This is a genomic window from Sporosarcina koreensis (assembly GCF_000826145.2).
Taxonomy (GTDB): domain Bacteria; phylum Bacillota; class Bacilli; order Bacillales_A; family Planococcaceae; genus Sporosarcina; species Sporosarcina trichiuri.
The window spans coordinates 795,263-810,121 of the sequence record NZ_LN651337.1 but is presented as its reverse complement, the minus strand read 5'-3'; the positions used below and the strand labels follow the sequence as shown (position 1 = coordinate 810,121).

Here is a 14,859-nt window from a genome sequence, read left to right as displayed (position 1 = left end):
ATTAGAAAGGTGTGGCACCATGAATTGGAACGCAGAAGATATGAATGTTTTCCTGCAGCAGAAAGAATACATAGACACAGCGATCATCCCGCTCATCAAGATGGAAGTGGCGGAAGGACGCATGAAAGCCAGTGCGTCGGGCAGTGATTTCCTCATGAACCTGTCCGCCTATATGGAACAGCAGTTCAAAGGTAGGGTCATGGTGACACCTCCTTTCTCGTATTCCCCGTCCATGGACATGCAGTCATTCGGCAGCATGCTGTCGAACGATCTGGCGTCCTCTCCGTTCCGCTATGTGTTCTATCTGACGACGGACGCAGCATGGACAAGCCTGGAGATGAAAGGGAAAGTTCTGTGGCTGCCGGCGATCCCGATCGAACATATGGATGACCGGCTCAAGCAGACGATCATGGAAGACCAGCTGAAACAGCTTCTTCCGCAGCTGACCGCCGAATGGACTGATTGAAGGGGAACCTGAAGAATTTGTGAAATGTAATTGAGAAAAAGTCAATATTTGTTCACAAACAGAAACTGCGTCCAAATGCAACATTGAATTTCATGTGACGGTAGGATATTATAGATATGTCCTAGTAATAACAATTAGCAAAAGTATGTCCGCTGGACTGACTTTGGAGTAAGAGGAGGGAAATTGATGAGCAGCAAAGTGTCTAGACGCCAATTCCTGAACTACACATTAATGGGTGTCGGCGGATTCATGGTTTCTGCCGCAGCGATGCCGATGATCCGCTTTGCGATCGACCCTGTTTTAGCATCTTCGGAAGGTGCTGATTACGTGCCGACCGACCAGAAAGCCGACGAAGTGACGGAGACACCGGTGCGTGTCGACTTCACGATCAAGGACCGGAAAGATGCTTGGTACAAATCAGACGTTTCGAACACAGCATGGGTTTATAAAGATGGCGATAAGATCATCGCTCTGTCCCCTGTATGTAAACACCTGGGCTGCACAGTGAACTGGGCGGGGGATGAAGCACACCCGGACCAATATTACTGTCCATGCCATGGCGGCCGTTATGAAAAGAACGGTAAGAACATTCCCGGCACTCCGCCGACCGGTCCTCTGGATCAGTATGAAGTCGAAGTTATTGACGGATTCGTCCACATTGGTAAAACAATGCCGAACCAACTAGTTAAATAAGTCAGGGGGTACACTCAAATTGATGAACAAAATTTATGATTGGGTCGATGAACGGCTCGATGTCACCCCGATTTGGCGCGATATCGCCGATCATGAAGTACCCGAACACGTAAACCCCGCACATCATTTTTCTGCATTCATCTATTGTTTCGGAGGATTGACCTTCTTCGTCACAGTAATCCAAATCCTGTCCGGTATGTTCTTGACCATGTATTACACACCGGATATTGAAAATGCTTGGAAATCCGTCTACTACCTCCAAAATGAGGTGGCGTACGGGGAAATCGTGCGCGGCATGCACCACTGGGGAGCTTCACTCGTTATTGTCATGATGTTCCTGCACACGCTACGTGTCTTCTTTACTGGCGCTTATAAAAAACCTCGTGAATTGAATTGGGTGGTCGGCGTACTTCTGTTTGTCGTCATCCTGGGTCTCGGATTCACAGGATATCTGCTGCCATGGGATATGAAAGCTCTGTTCGCTACGAAAGTAGGAATCGAGATCGCTGGTTCTGTTCCGTTCATAGGAGAGTGGATCAAGATCCTCCTTGCCGGAGATGCGACAATACTCGGTGCACAGACACTGACACGTTTCTTTGCGATCCACGTATTCTTCCTGCCTGCAGCACTCCTCGGTTTGCTTGCAGCGCACTTTATCATGATCAGAAGACAAGGTATTTCCGGACCATTGTAAGCCGGAGACCCTTGATTTCTCACTAAGGAGGGGAACAAGATGCAACACGGAAAAGGCATGAAATTCGTTGGGGACTCGCGTATCAAAGCGGTCCGTAAGCCCAACGTACCGAAAGACTACTCCGAATATCCGGGGAAGACGGAAGCCTTCTGGCCGAACTTCCTCTTGAAAGAGTGGATGGTCGGTGCAATCTTCCTGATCGGTTATTTGATTATCACACTTGCACATCCATCGCCTCTTGAGCGTCAGGCGGATCCGACAGATACGACGTACATCCCTCTTCCGGACTGGTATTTCCTATTCATGTACCAGCTCCTGAAGTATGAGTTCGCATCCGGTCCATTCAACGTGGTCGGTGCTATCATCGTTCCGGGACTGGCTGTCGGTGCTCTCATGCTCGTGCCTTTCATGGATACGTCGAAAGAACGCCGTCCATGGAAACGTCCTCTGCCGACAGGCTTCATGCTTTTGGCATTCGCTGCAATCTTCTACCTTACATGGGAGTCTGTCGTCAACCACGACTGGGTGAAAGCGGAAGCACAGGGTAAGATCGTTGAAGAGGTCAATTTTGACGAGAGTGCTGAAGGATATCAAATTTACCAAGGTTCGACATGTATCGGCTGTCACGGCGATCAGTTCCAAGGCGGATTGGGTCTTCCGCTGACGGACACAGGCCTCAAACCTGAAGAGATTGAAAAGATCGCCCATGAAGGGATCGGCACAATGCCGCCGAACCAATGGGACGGTTCTGATGAAGATTTGAAAACGATGGCAGAATTCATTTCCAATCTCGGAAACGAATAATGGAAAAGGAGTCAGGAAACTGACTCCTTTTTTTTCGTAACTCCTTTTAAATTTTCCACAGCTGGGGTGATACGTTTGCAGCAGGCACGAATTTGGATCCGGTACATCCTGAATCATCAGGCATTCCTTTGGATCCTTCTTTTCATCAATATTATCGGGACGGTGTACGGCTATGACTGGTATATGTGGCAGCTTGAGATCACAGAGCCGAGGTTCTGGATTTTTGTGCCCGACAGTCCCACTGCCAGCCTGTTCTTCTGCTTTGTCCTGATCGGCTGGATTCTCCGCACGAATTTCAGGCTGTTCGAATCACTCGCTCTCCTGACGCTCGTGAAATACGGTATATGGGCAGTTGTCATGAACCTATGGACGCTCGAGGAAACCGGCAGCATCGGGGCGGCCGGCTGGATGCTCGTCATCTCACACGGCGCGATGGTGCTTCAGGCTGTCCTCTATTGGCGCAATTACCGGTTCGGCTGGGTGTCCATCGTTCTGGCTGCCATTTGGACACTGCACAATGATGTGATCGATTATGTGTTCGGCCAGATGCCGATCTATGGAGATCTCATGGAGTATGCGGCCAACATCGGCTATTTCACGTTCTGGCTGTCGGCTGCATGTATCGGTCTGGTCGTATGGAATTGGAAGAGCCGTCATAAAGTTGTAACAGAGCGGCTGGACCCTGGTGTCTAAAAGTTGCGGGCCATCGGGCAGGCCATATAAAATAGAAGCAGAGAAAGGGTGAGGGATGATTGAATTATCTAGTATATTTGGGCATTATCATTTTGCTGCCTTTGTATGCACAATTCAAAGTGAAAAGTACGTATAACAAGTATTCCAAAGTCCGTTCGACTTCCGGTATGACAGGTGCGCAAGTAGCCCGTCTCATTCTTGACCATAACGGACTGCAGGACGTGAAGGTGGTCGAGACACCTGGAGTTCTGAGTGACCATTACAATCCTGTCACGAAAATCGTCGCATTATCGAGCGATAATTATCACAATGCGTCTGTCGCCGGTACAGCCGTCGCTGCGCACGAAGTCGGTCATGCCATCCAGGACAAGGAAGCCTATGCGGCACTCCGTTTCCGTCACCGGCTTGCTCCTGTCGCCGGTCTGACATCGAACGCCAGCTGGTTCTTCATCATGGCAGGTCTGATCTTTTCGAGCATGAACAGTCTGCTCGGCATCGGGATCATCATGATGGCGGTCGGCGTCGTGTTCCAGATCGTCACGCTGCCGGTCGAGTTCAATGCCTCCAGCCGGGCGATGACACAAATCGTCGAGCTCGGGATTATCCGGAACGAAGAAGAACCGCATGCCAAGAAAGTGCTCAGTGCAGCTGCCATGACCTACGTTGCTGCAGCGGCTGTAGCCGTGTTGGAACTCGTGCGCCTTCTTTCGATCTTCCTGAACAGGGACTGAGAATAAAGCAAAACGCCTTATGCTGCCAAGTAAAGCGCAGCATAAGGCGTTTTTTTCCGTTATCGCGGAATCGGCTGTTTCTGATCGTCCAGCGTAAACCCTTCGCCCATGACATCATGGACGTCCATGACAGAGACGAATGCGTGCGGGTCAATCGATGTGATGATAGTCTTCACCCGCATGATTTCGTTCTTCGCAATGACACAGTATAAGATGTTACGGTCCGCTTTCGTGAAGTGGCCGTATCCTTTGAATACTGTCACGCCGCGGTCCATCTCGAGCGCAATCCGGGTGGCGATCGCATCCTGATGATCGGAAATGATGAACGCACCTCTGGCAGCATACGCCCCTTCCTGCACAAAATCGATGACGCGGGCGCCGACGAACAGGGCAACGAGCGTATACATGACGGACCGGTGATCCAAGTAGACGAACCACGACACGAGGATGACCGCCGCGTCGAACATGAACATCGTCTTCCCGATACTCCATCCCCAATGGACTTGGGCGAGCCTGGCGAGTATATCGACACCGCCCGTCGTGCCGCCGAAGCGGAAAATGATGCCGAGTCCGACACCGACGAAGATACCGGCAAACAGGGCGACGAGGAACATATCATCTTTCAGATGGATGTCGATCTGATACTTCATGAACACCCGCAAGAACAGGGACACCGCAACTGTCCCGACAAGTGTGTAGATGAAGATCCGTCTTCCGAGCATCCGCCAGCCGATGATGAACATCGGAATGTTGAGCACAAGGTTCATGACAGCCGGGTCCCATTTGAAGGCAAAGAACAGAATGAGCGTAATCCCTGTAAATCCGCCTTCTGCCAGTTCGTTCTGGATATTGAAATGCACCAGACCGAAACTGAAGATTGCAGAACCGAGTATGATGAAGAATATGTTTTTCAGTTTGATGTCTTTGAACATTCGATCACCTTCCTTCAAAAAGCACTAGTGCTATTATCAGCCATCCAATATATTTTGACAATAGCAAGATGAATGAATACGATAAAGAAGGAAAGGTGGGATCCATGATGACTGAACAAGTGACGATGAAAGCGATGCAGCAGCAAGTGGATGGATACATATCAGGATTCGAAGAAGGGTATTTCCCGCCGATGGAACTCATCGCACGGCTGACCGAGGAACTTGGCGAATTGTCGCGTGAAGTGCAGCACGTGCACGGCATGAAGAAAAAGAAGAACACGGAAGGCGCCAGCACGCTTGCAGAAGAGACGGGTGACCTGCTCTTCGTCCTCATCTGTTTTGCAAATTCGCAGGGAATCGACTTATCGGAAGCGCTCGACATGGTAATGACTAAGTTCAGGAGCCGGGACGCAGACCGCTGGACGAAAAAGGGGGAGACCGAGTGACAATACGCATCGCAATCGCAGGGATCCGGGGCCGCATGGGCAGTACTGCTGCCGCAGCCATTACGGAGGCCGCCGATATGGAGCTGGTCGCAGCGCTGGACTATAAGAATGACGGGATGGTCTATCATGAAGGGACTATCGCAGAGGAGGGGCCGGGTACGAGAATCTACACTTCTCTCGCTGACCTCCATGAACAGAAGCACCCGGATGTCCTGCTCGACCTGACAGATCCCGAATCGGTGTTCCCGAATGTCCAGAAGGCGCTCGTCCTCGGAATACGTCCCGTCATCGGCACATCCGGACTGACAGCGGAAGAATTGGCTCAGCTGGAGCAGCTGAGTACACAGAACGGGATCGCCTGCATTGTGGCGCCGAACTTTTCGATCGGTGCGGTGCTCATGATGAAATTCGCACAGCAGGCCGCCCGGTATCTCGGGGATGTGGAAATCATGGAAATGCATCACGACCGCAAATTGGATGCCCCGTCCGGGACAGCTGTCAAAACAGCCGACATGATCTCCGAGGTGCGGACTCCTCACTTGCAGGGGCATCCGGACGAACAGATCCATGCATATGGTGCGAGGGGAGCGGATGTACAGGGGATGAAGATCCACAGCGTCCGTCTGCCGGGCCTGCTTGCACATCAGCAGGTCATGCTGGGCGGAGAAGGGGAGCTGCTGTCGATCCGGCACGATTCATTCGACCGGAAAAGCTTCATGCCGGGTGTCCTGCTGGCCATCCGGGAAGCGGTCACCCAAAACCGGTTCATCAACGGACTTGAACACCTCATCACCGCGTGAGCATTTTATAACGGAAGAAGTGAAAGGATGAAACGACTGAAAATCGGGGTGATCTGCTACCCTTCCCTCGGCGGCTCAGGTGTTGTAGCGACAGAACTTGCCATGAAAATGGCGGAAAAGGGGCATGAAATCCATTTCATCACGTCCAGTCTGCCGTTCCGGTACAGCGAGCCGAATGAGCAGATCCATTTCCATGAGGTGAAAATTGATGGCTATGCCGTCTTCAAATATCCGCCGTATGACATAGCACTCGCCAATCGGATCGGCCAGGTCGTCGAAGCCGAGAGTCTCGACCTGCTGCACGTCCACTATGCAGTGCCGCATGCGGTTTCAGCCGTTCTTGCAAAAGATATGATCCAGTCGGATATCGGCATCATCACGACGCTCCATGGGACGGATGTGACGATTCTCGGGCATGATCCGGCACTGAAAAACACAGTGAAATACGGGATCGATAAATCAGATATCACAACGGCCGTCTCGGACTCGCTGCGGAAAGAGACCATCGAACTCATCGAGCCGTCAAAAGAGATCGTTACGGTCTATAACTTCATCGATGAAACGACATACCATCCCGTCGACGGAACTGCTGTACGGCGGGAGTTCGGTTTGGCGGAAGATGATAAAATCATTGTCCATATTTCAAACTTCCGCAGCGTCAAGCGCATCCCCGATCTGATCCGCGCTTTCGCCAGGATTGTCAAAGAACAGCCTGCCAAGCTGCTGCTTGTCGGAGAAGGACCTGAACTGCCCCGCATCCGCCGGCTTGCGAACAGCCTCAAAGTGGCGGATCACGTCATCTTCACAGGCAAGCGAAATGACTTGCCGGCCATCCTGTCCGTCAGTGACGTCATGGTGCTGCCATCCGAGAAAGAGGCGTTCGGCCTGGTGCTGCTGGAAGGGTTCGCATGCGGGGTACCGGCTGTCGGCACAACCGCCGGCGGCATCCCTGAAGTGATTGAAGATGGCGTGAATGGTTACCTGGTTCCGGTCGGAGATCCGGCTGCAATCGCAGAACGCACGTTGCGGATCTTGCAGGATCCCGAGAAGCAGCGCCTGTTCCAGCAGAATGCCCTGCAGACCGTTCACGGAAAGTTCGCATCGGAGCAGATCGTCTCGCAGTACGAGGAGCTCTATGGAAAACTGATAAGGAAAGGCTGATGCATATGTTTGGGACTGCCAACAGCAGAGCGGTGGCCGAACGGCTGGAACGGGCAGGCTTCGAAGCCGTATTCGTCGGGGGGGCAGTACGCGATCATCTGCTCGGCAAGGAGCCGAAAGACATCGATATCGCAACGGCGGCGATGCCTGAGCAAGTGAAGGCATTATTCCCTGCGACTGTCGATCTCGGAACAGATCACGGCACCGTCCTCGTGATCGAGCAGGGGGAACCGGTGGAAGTCACGACGTTCCGGACGGAAGGGACATACTCGGACAACCGCCGGCCTGACGACGTGCAGTTCGTCACCTCCCTTGATGAAGACTTGAAACGCCGTGATTTCACCATTAACGCTCTGGCGATGACGCTCGCCGGCGGTATCATCGATCCTTTCGGCGGCCGGTCCGACCTGGCGTCCGGGATCATACGCGCTGTGGGTGAACCGGCCGTTCGGTTCGGCGAAGATGCACTCCGCATGGTGCGCGCAGTCCGTTTCGTTTCGGTGCTCGGCTTTTCGGTGGAATCCGCGACCCAAGAGGCGATCCGGCGGCTCAGCGGCACGGTACGGAATTTGTCGGTCGAGCGCATCAAAGCGGAATTCGACAAGCTGTTCACAGGCGCTTCGGCAGGACAGGCGCTCGGTCTGATCGAAGATACAGGACTTTCGGAGTCAATGCCGCTCTACCCGGCCGGAACTGTGCCGTTCCCCGCCTGTGCGCCTTTCCGGAATGCGCTCGATGGCTGGGCGTCCCTGATGGCGGCGGGCGGCTTCGAACCGTCCGCAGTCGCCAATGCCTATAAGCTGTCGAACAAGGAACGCGCCTATCTGAGGGCCGTGCAGGCGCTGCTGAAGACAAGACGGCGCGGCGGGTACACAGCAGCCGATTACTACGGCCGCTCGCTCGATGAACTGCTGACGGCCGAGAAACTTGCCGCTGTCCTGCTGGGGGAAAAACCGGCAGCCGAGCAGACGATCCGGGACGCACTCGGCAGTCTGCCGATCCGGTCTAAGCAGGATCTCGCTGTACGGGGCGGGGACATCATCGGCTGGGAGCGGTCCCGCCGGCCCGGACAGTGGGTCGGTGCCGTACTGGATGCAGTCGAGCAGGCGGTTCTCCATGGAGAACTCCTAAATGACGCCAATGCGATTAAAGGATGGTATGAGCATGAATACAAACATGAAGAGTGAATTGCTGAAGCGGATGTCTGCCGGTATGGAAAATCCCGTATCCGGTCAGCAGCTGGCTGATGAGTACGGGGTGTCCCGAACGGCTGTCTGGAAATGTGTCAAGGACTTGGAAAATGAAGGGTACAAGATCGGCACTGTCCGGAAAAAAGGCTATTACCTGATCGGATCGCCGGATCTTGTCACAGGTCCGGCGATCGGTCAGCATCTGAAGACATCCGTGTACGGACGCACGATCCAATACATAGCCTCCTGTCCATCCACACAGCTGATTGCCCACGAAGCTGCACAAAACGAGGCTGCCGACGGAACGGTCATCATCGCGGATGAGCAGACAGCAGGCAAAGGCAGACTGTCCCGGCCATGGTCTTCGGCAGCCGGGAAAGGCATTTGGATGAGTGTGATCATCCGGCCGGATCTGCCGCCCCAGCAGGCTCCCCAGCTGACGCTCGTCGCCGCTGTGGCGATCGTGCGCGCCATCGAAGAGTGTACACGAGTGTCGCCGTCCATCAAATGGCCGAACGATATTCTGGTGAACGGAAAAAAGCTGACAGGAATCCTCACGGAACTGCAGGCGGATCCTGACCGTGTCAAAGCGATCATCCTCGGGATCGGCATGAACGTCAATCAGACAGCAGAAGACTTTCCTGAAGAATTGGAGACGATCGCCACATCGCTTGCCATCGAGGAAGGCCGGCAGATCAGCCGCGCCGAACTGGCCGCTTCGGTCCTGTTCCACTTGGAGCAATATACCGGACTGTACGTCGAAAAAGGATTCGCTCCCATTAAGCTGCTGTGGGAGGGTTATGCGGATTCCATCGGCAGACGGATCAGGATTTCCACACTGCACGAAACCTATGAAGCGGTGGCGCACGGCATATCGGAGGACGGCCGCCTGGAGGTCGAGCTGGATGACGGGACAATCCGTGGAATCTATTCGGCGGATATCCATATTGTCTGAAGAGTGGGCAAATGGGCTGGCATGATGACCCGACGCATGCTATAGTGAAAGTGAAGGGCGGTATCCGAACGAGCCGCACCTGCAAGACCTTTGGTTCAATAACTTGATAATTCTGCCTTGATCGTAATGGACAGGGACGGAGGAAACCGATGACACAAACTTACGCAATCCTTCTGTCCGTTTTTTGACAGAGGGGTTTTTGTTTTGGTTTTCTCCTGAAAAGGAGAGGAGACGGACAATGAAGACAGTCAATGACTTCAAGAAGATGAAAGCATCCGGCGAGAAGATCGTCATGATGACGGCCTATGATCACCCGACAGCTGCCGCCGCAGAACAGGAGGGGGTCGACATCCTGCTGACAGGCGATTCGCTCGGTATGGTGGTGCTCGGCTATCCGTCAACCGTATATGTGACCGCCGATGATATGATCCATCATGGCAAGGCGGCAAGACGCGGGGCGCAGGATACGTTCCTGGTTGTCGATATGCCATTCGGAACGTTCCGCGGTTCGGAAGACCGGATCCTTGCTGAAGCGGTGCGGATCTTCCAAAAGACGGGCGCTGACGCATTGAAAGTGGAAGGTGCCGGAGAGGTCATCGAAACAATCTCCCTGCTGATGAAGACCGGGATTCCGGTTGTTGCCCATTTAGGCCTGCTGCCGCAGTCGGCATCCGTGATCGGCGGGTACAAAGTGCAGGGGAAGACGGCGGAGAGCGCCCGGCAGCTGATCGAAGAGGCAAGAGCGTGCGAGTCGGCGGGCGCCTGCATGATCGTCGTCGAATGCATTCCCCATCAGCTGACAAAACAATTGTGCGAAGCCGTCAGCATACCGATCATCGGGATCGGCGCCGGCGTGGACGCGGATGGACAGGTGCTCGTATTTCACGATCTGGTCCAGTTCGGCACCCATCATCTGCCGAAATTTGCGAAGGGGTTCAGCAATGCGGGCGAGGCCGTGCACTCAGGCATCCGGTCGTATACACAGGCTGTACGGGACTGCTCATTCCCGGCGGCACAGCATCAGTTCACGATGAAGGAAGAAGAACTCGACGCGCTGTACGGAGGCGCCCGCTCATGAAAACCCAGCTTGGAATCGAGGTCATTGAAACGATACAGGAGCTGAAGATATGGCGTGCAGAACAGCAGTCAGCGGGCAAGACAGTCGGCTTCGTCCCGACAATGGGCTTTATGCACGACGGGCATGCAGCGCTGATCGAACAGGCGAAAGACCAATATGATACTGTCGTCGCCAGCATCTTCGTCAACCCGACACAGTTCGGACCGGACGAGGACTTTGACGCGTATCCAAGGGACTTGGAAGCAGACAAGCGGACAGCTGCCGCTGCAGGCGCGTCCCTGCTGTTCTGCCCGTCCGCTGATGAAATGTATCCGTCGGACGGCGGCATCCGGATCACACCCGGCCCGCTTGCCGGCCGTCTGTGCGGGGCATCACGGCCGGGCCACTTCGACGGGGTGCTTCAAGTCGTTCTGAAACTCACCAATCTTGTCAGGCCGGACGGACTGTTCTTCGGCATGAAAGATGCCCAGCAGCTCGCAATCATCGAGACATTCTTCCGTGACTACAATATGCCTGCCAGAATACACCGCGTGCCGACTGTCCGGGAGGCTGACGGGCTTGCGAAGAGCTCGAGGAATGTCAATCTGACCGTGCCGGAGAGACAGGAAGCGCCGCATATATGGGCGTCGCTGCAATACGGACAGCAATTGTTCACCCAGGGGGAGCGTCCGTCTGTCATCGAACTGCTTGTTGCAAAACGGCTGCAGGAACGGACATCCGGAGAGGTCGACTATGTGACGGTCCTCTCCTATCCCGACCTTGAAGAACGCAGCGGTGACCGTGAAATGATCCTGGCCTGCGCCGTCCGGTTCTCCAAAACACGGCTGATCGACAATATCATCATGACGAAAGAAGGCTGAACCTGTGTACCGAACAATGCTCACAAGCAAGCTCCACCGTGCTGTTGTCACGGAAGCGAATCTGAACTACGTCGGCAGCATTACGATCGATGCGGATCTGCTCGACGCAGCATCCATCCTGCCGAACGAAAAAGTGCAGATCGTCAATAACAATAACGGGGAACGGTTCGAGACGTATACGATCGCCGGAAAACGCGGGAGCGGAATGATCTGCGTCAACGGGGCGGCAGCACGGCTCGTACAGCCGGGAGATGTCATCATCATCCTTGCCTATGCACTTATGGCAGACGACGATGCGAAGCATCATATCCCGACAGTGCTCCTCATGGATGAAAACAACCGGATTACAGAAACGATTAAAGAACTGCCGCAGATGACTGTCTGAACAATTCCTGCCAGCCACCGCGAGAAAACCGCCATTGCCCCTCTGAAGTGAGGGCATATGGCGGTTTTTCTTTTATTTCCGGCTGTCCGTCCGTTCTTCATGGAGCCGCCGCCTAAAAATATGATACAATCTGCTGTAGGAAATCGAACAGGAAGTTGATGATTCCATGGAAAAGTTGAAATTTGCTGTTGTCGATCTTGAAACAACCGGTCACTCTCCGGAAAAAGGGGACCGGATCATCCAGATTGCGATCATGTTTATCGAAAACGGCATACTGACGGACGAATACGTACGGTTCGTGAATCCCGGGCAGCCGATCCCTGTTTTCATCCAGGAACTGACCGGTATCTCGGACAAGGAAGTCGAGGAGGCCCCTGAATTCCGGGAAATAGCGCTTGAAGTATCCGAGCTGCTGTCCGGCTGGGTGTTTGCTGCTCATAACACGAACTTCGACCTGCCTTTTCTCCAGAAAGAATTCTCACGCTGCGGGGTCCCGCTCTGGAGCGGCAGACAGGTCGACACGGTTGAATTAGCAAAGATTGTGTTTCCGACAGCGGTCAGCTACCGTCTGAAGGAACTGACGGAAGAGCTGGGAATCCCGCTTCCTTCCGCACACCGGGCAGACGATGACGCGAAGGCAACCGCTCAGTTACTGCTCCGCTGCATTGGAAAAGTACATCAGCTGCCTGCTGAAACGACGGCTCTCCTGCACAAACGCTCATTCTCATTGAAATCCGATCTTTCCATCTTGTTCTACAACGTTCTGCAGCATCTGAATAAGAAAGTATCAGGCAGCAGACTTCCCACGTTCAGGGGAATCCCGTACCGACAGGCCCGCCATTTGTCCAGACCGGAAGGCAGGAACACCGCCTATCCGGAATCACGCAAGGAAAAAGACGAGCTGCTGGCTGCCGCTTATCCGGCCTACGAGTCAAGGGAATCCCAGCTGGAATTCATGGATGCGGCCTGGACGTCACTGCAGCAAGGAACGGAAGCGATGGTGGAAGTGCCGACGGGCATGGGAAAGACAATCTCCTATCTGCTGCCTTCCGCAGTCCATGCAATCCGCAGAGGACAAGCGGTCATCGTCAGTACGTACACGAACCACCTCGCAGACAAAATCATGAACGAAGAGCTGTCGGCTGTTTCACAGGCGCTCGGTCTTCCGGTCCAATCAGTTGTCCTGAAAGGGATGGGCAACTACATATCCTTAGCGAAATTGGCAGAGATGCTGCTGAGCGGGGAGTCGGGCTATGATGCCGTGTTCACGGAAATGCAGGTGCTCGTCTGGCTGACGGAAACGGAGACAGGTGACCTCAGTGAACTGAACTTATCGGGCGGCGGTACATACTTCATCGACCGGCTGAGAAAACGGACTGCCCGGCTCGCTGACGACGAGGATGGAGTCGATTATCATCAGGTTGCACTGCGAAACTGCAGCGAAGCGGATCTGGTGATCACCAATCATGCGCTGCTGCTGAGTGAAGGGGACAGCAGAGACCGGCTGATCCGTGAATCGGCGGGGCTGATCGTCGATGAGGCCCATCAATTCATCCACGCAGCATTCAAGACGAACGAAATCATCTTTTCGTATACAAGCTGGAAATATATGATGGGGCAGATTTCTTCCGAAGCGAACGATCAGATCAGCTGCCGGCTGGAGAAACTGCTCACTCGGAGACGTCTCTACCGTTCGAGACTCCACAGTGCAGTCAACTCAGCATTCGATAGATTTTCGAAATCCTTCGACCATGCAGTCCGCGAACTTGCCGGTTCGGGTTCCGGGAAAAAAGGGCATGTCAGAGGCAGCCGGATGCATATCGGACTGGATGAGCTGCCGGCTGACAAGGGTGTTTTCGAAGAAGTGTACAAAGCAATGGAGCAGCTCACCAGCTGTATGGACGATTATGTCCGTCCGCTCGGCAAGGAAAAGGGCAGTCTGTCACCGAAGGAGCAGGCCGTCCTTGCAGAATGGGAGTATTGGACAGGCGAATTGCGCGGCAGGACGTCCGACTGGATCGAATTGTTCCTGGAAAAGGAACGTGACAGCACTGCCTGGCTGGAGCTGGATGAACGCAGCATCCCGGGAAGCCTCATGGTCATCAAAAGTCCGGTCGACAGTGCAAAAGTGATCCGGCGGTCGCTGGAGCCCTTCCTGTCGGGAGGTAAGGGGATCATCTGGACATCGGGAACCCTTTCAGTGAAAAGCGATGAACGTTTCGTCGCCAGTCAGCTGGGCATAGCGGATTCCGTCCCTGTCCGGAAGTTACTGGCGCCTGATCACTTCTATAAAGGATCAGAGATTTTCATCGTACAAGATATGCCTGATATCCAGCAGGTGTCCCAGGCAGATTACGTGGAGGAAGTGGCAGAAGCGGTAATCCAGACAGTGATGGTGACGGAAGGGAGGCTGTTCGTCCTGTTCACCTCACAGGAGATGCTGAGGAACACATACGATCTGATTGCCGACAGCGGTCTGCTGGAGGAATACGCATTGATCGCCCAGGGGATCAGCTCGGGGAGCCGCTACCGGCTGCTGAAATCGTTCAAGCAGTATAACAAAGCAGTGTTATTCGGGACAAACAGCTTCTGGGAAGGCGTCGATGTTCCAGGCAATGCGCTTTCGGCGATCATCATCGTCCGCCTGCCGTTCTCCTCACCGTCGGAACCGGTCTTCAAGGCGAAGACCGCACAGCTGAACAGGAACGGCCAGAATGCATTCACCAGCTACGCCCTGCCTGAGGCGATACTCCGTCTCCGGCAGGGATTCGGGAGGCTGGTGCGCTCTTCGTCCGATACCGGTTTTTTCATCATCCTGGACAGACGGATCGAAACGAAATCATACGGACGGAAGTTTCTTGAAGCGCTTCCCGATGTGCCGGTGAAAAAAGTGTCACTTGCACGTATGGTAGATGAACTCAATAATTGCTATAATGAATGAGGTATCCGGCATAGCGATGGAACAATCTGC

General features: G+C 53.9%; 16 protein-coding genes. 15 read left to right on the top strand and 1 reads right to left on the bottom strand.

Features of this window, described 5'->3' with window-relative positions:
* The first annotated feature begins 19 nt into the window (after positions 1-19).
* The 6 genes from BN1190_RS09760 to BN1190_RS09735 all read left to right on the top strand — a co-directional run bounded on the left by BN1190_RS09760 (position 20) and on the right by BN1190_RS09735 (position 4,081).
* Positions 20-466, top strand: coding sequence for a YpiF family protein (locus BN1190_RS09760; RefSeq protein WP_040286722.1), 447 nt, complete (start codon positions 20-22; stop codon positions 464-466).
* 186 nt (positions 467-652) lie between these two features.
* A complete protein-coding gene (locus BN1190_RS09755) occupies positions 653-1,159 on the top strand; it encodes a ubiquinol-cytochrome c reductase iron-sulfur subunit (RefSeq protein WP_179860774.1) in 507 nt (168 codons plus the stop codon).
* 19 nt (positions 1,160-1,178) lie between these two features.
* Positions 1,179-1,853 (top strand): menaquinol-cytochrome c reductase cytochrome b subunit, encoded by a 675-nt coding sequence (gene qcrB, locus BN1190_RS09750; protein WP_040286720.1) that lies wholly within the window; start codon positions 1,179-1,181, stop codon positions 1,851-1,853.
* A gap of 39 nt (positions 1,854-1,892) precedes the next feature.
* Entirely contained in the window at positions 1,893-2,657 is a 765-nt protein-coding gene (locus BN1190_RS09745; protein ID WP_040286719.1) for a menaquinol-cytochrome c reductase cytochrome b/c subunit, read from the top strand.
* Between the two features lie 69 nt (positions 2,658-2,726).
* Complete coding sequence (locus BN1190_RS09740; RefSeq protein ID WP_040287261.1) at positions 2,727-3,350, top strand: DUF1405 domain-containing protein; 624 nt, start codon at positions 2,727-2,729, stop codon at positions 3,348-3,350.
* A gap of 59 nt (positions 3,351-3,409) precedes the next feature.
* Entirely contained in the window at positions 3,410-4,081 is a 672-nt protein-coding gene (locus BN1190_RS09735) for a zinc metallopeptidase (RefSeq protein WP_040286718.1), read from the top strand.
* Between the two features lie 59 nt (positions 4,082-4,140).
* On the opposite strand, the gene BN1190_RS09730 is transcribed toward BN1190_RS09735, so the two are convergent.
* Positions 4,141-5,013 (bottom strand): YitT family protein, encoded by an 873-nt coding sequence (locus BN1190_RS09730; protein WP_040286717.1) that lies wholly within the window; start codon positions 5,011-5,013, stop codon positions 4,141-4,143.
* A gap of 107 nt (positions 5,014-5,120) precedes the next feature.
* On the opposite strand from BN1190_RS09730, the gene BN1190_RS09725 reads away from it, so the two are divergent.
* The 9 genes from BN1190_RS09725 to dinG all read left to right on the top strand — a co-directional run bounded on the left by BN1190_RS09725 (position 5,121) and on the right by dinG (position 14,829).
* The gene (locus BN1190_RS09725; protein WP_040286716.1) at positions 5,121-5,459 is read left to right on the top strand and encodes a nucleotide pyrophosphohydrolase; all 339 of its coding nucleotides are present in this window, start codon (positions 5,121-5,123) and stop codon (positions 5,457-5,459) included.
* On the top strand, positions 5,456-6,259 hold the full coding sequence (dapB, locus tag BN1190_RS09720; protein WP_040286715.1) for a 4-hydroxy-tetrahydrodipicolinate reductase: 804 nt from the start codon (positions 5,456-5,458) through the stop codon (positions 6,257-6,259). Before BN1190_RS09725 ends, dapB begins: the two co-directional genes overlap by 4 nt.
* A 27-nt stretch (positions 6,260-6,286) precedes the next feature.
* Positions 6,287-7,420 (top strand): N-acetyl-alpha-D-glucosaminyl L-malate synthase BshA, encoded by a 1,134-nt coding sequence (bshA, locus tag BN1190_RS09715; protein WP_040286714.1) that lies wholly within the window; start codon positions 6,287-6,289, stop codon positions 7,418-7,420.
* Between the two features lie 5 nt (positions 7,421-7,425).
* Positions 7,426-8,607: a CCA tRNA nucleotidyltransferase gene (locus BN1190_RS09710; protein WP_179860773.1), complete on the top strand. Its 1,182-nt coding sequence runs from the start codon at positions 7,426-7,428 to the stop codon at positions 8,605-8,607.
* On the top strand, positions 8,585-9,565 hold the full coding sequence (locus tag BN1190_RS09705) for a biotin--[acetyl-CoA-carboxylase] ligase (protein WP_040286712.1): 981 nt from the start codon (positions 8,585-8,587) through the stop codon (positions 9,563-9,565). Before BN1190_RS09710 ends, BN1190_RS09705 begins: the two co-directional genes overlap by 23 nt.
* Before the next feature lie 238 nt (positions 9,566-9,803).
* The gene (gene panB / locus BN1190_RS09700; RefSeq protein WP_040286711.1) at positions 9,804-10,643 is read left to right on the top strand and encodes a 3-methyl-2-oxobutanoate hydroxymethyltransferase; all 840 of its coding nucleotides are present in this window, start codon (positions 9,804-9,806) and stop codon (positions 10,641-10,643) included.
* Positions 10,640-11,503 (top strand): pantoate--beta-alanine ligase, encoded by an 864-nt coding sequence (panC, locus tag BN1190_RS09695; RefSeq protein ID WP_040286710.1) that lies wholly within the window; start codon positions 10,640-10,642, stop codon positions 11,501-11,503. Before panB ends, panC begins: the two co-directional genes overlap by 4 nt.
* 4 nt (positions 11,504-11,507) lie before the next feature.
* Positions 11,508-11,888: an aspartate 1-decarboxylase gene (panD, locus tag BN1190_RS09690; protein ID WP_040286709.1), complete on the top strand. Its 381-nt coding sequence runs from the start codon at positions 11,508-11,510 to the stop codon at positions 11,886-11,888.
* 166 nt (positions 11,889-12,054) lie between these two features.
* Entirely contained in the window at positions 12,055-14,829 is a 2,775-nt protein-coding gene (gene dinG / locus BN1190_RS09685) for an ATP-dependent DNA helicase DinG (RefSeq protein WP_040286708.1), read from the top strand.
* The last annotated feature ends 30 nt before the right edge of the window (positions 14,830-14,859 follow it).

Bases quoted from the DNA above. Each gene is read 5' to 3' on its own strand.
- BN1190_RS09745 (WP_040286719.1), top strand. From the start codon at position 1,893: ATGCAACACGGAAAAGGCATGAAATTCGTTGGGGACTCGCGTATCAAA.
- BN1190_RS09710 (WP_179860773.1), top strand. From the start codon at position 7,426: ATGTTTGGGACTGCCAACAGCAGAGCGGTGGCCGAACGGCTGGAACGG.
- BN1190_RS09725 (WP_040286716.1), top strand. From the start codon at position 5,121: ATGACTGAACAAGTGACGATGAAAGCGATGCAGCAGCAAGTGGATGGA.
- panB (WP_040286711.1), top strand. From the start codon at position 9,804: ATGAAGACAGTCAATGACTTCAAGAAGATGAAAGCATCCGGCGAGAAG.
- BN1190_RS09755 (WP_179860774.1), top strand. From the start codon at position 653: ATGAGCAGCAAAGTGTCTAGACGCCAATTCCTGAACTACACATTAATG.
- BN1190_RS09730 (WP_040286717.1), bottom strand. From the start codon at position 5,013: ATGTTCAAAGACATCAAACTGAAAAACATATTCTTCATCATACTCGGT.
- dinG (WP_040286708.1), top strand. From the start codon at position 12,055: ATGGAAAAGTTGAAATTTGCTGTTGTCGATCTTGAAACAACCGGTCAC.
- bshA (WP_040286714.1), top strand. From the start codon at position 6,287: ATGAAACGACTGAAAATCGGGGTGATCTGCTACCCTTCCCTCGGCGGC.
- BN1190_RS09760 (WP_040286722.1), top strand. From the start codon at position 20: ATGAATTGGAACGCAGAAGATATGAATGTTTTCCTGCAGCAGAAAGAA.
- panC (WP_040286710.1), top strand. From the start codon at position 10,640: ATGAAAACCCAGCTTGGAATCGAGGTCATTGAAACGATACAGGAGCTG.
- BN1190_RS09705 (WP_040286712.1), top strand. From the start codon at position 8,585: ATGAATACAAACATGAAGAGTGAATTGCTGAAGCGGATGTCTGCCGGT.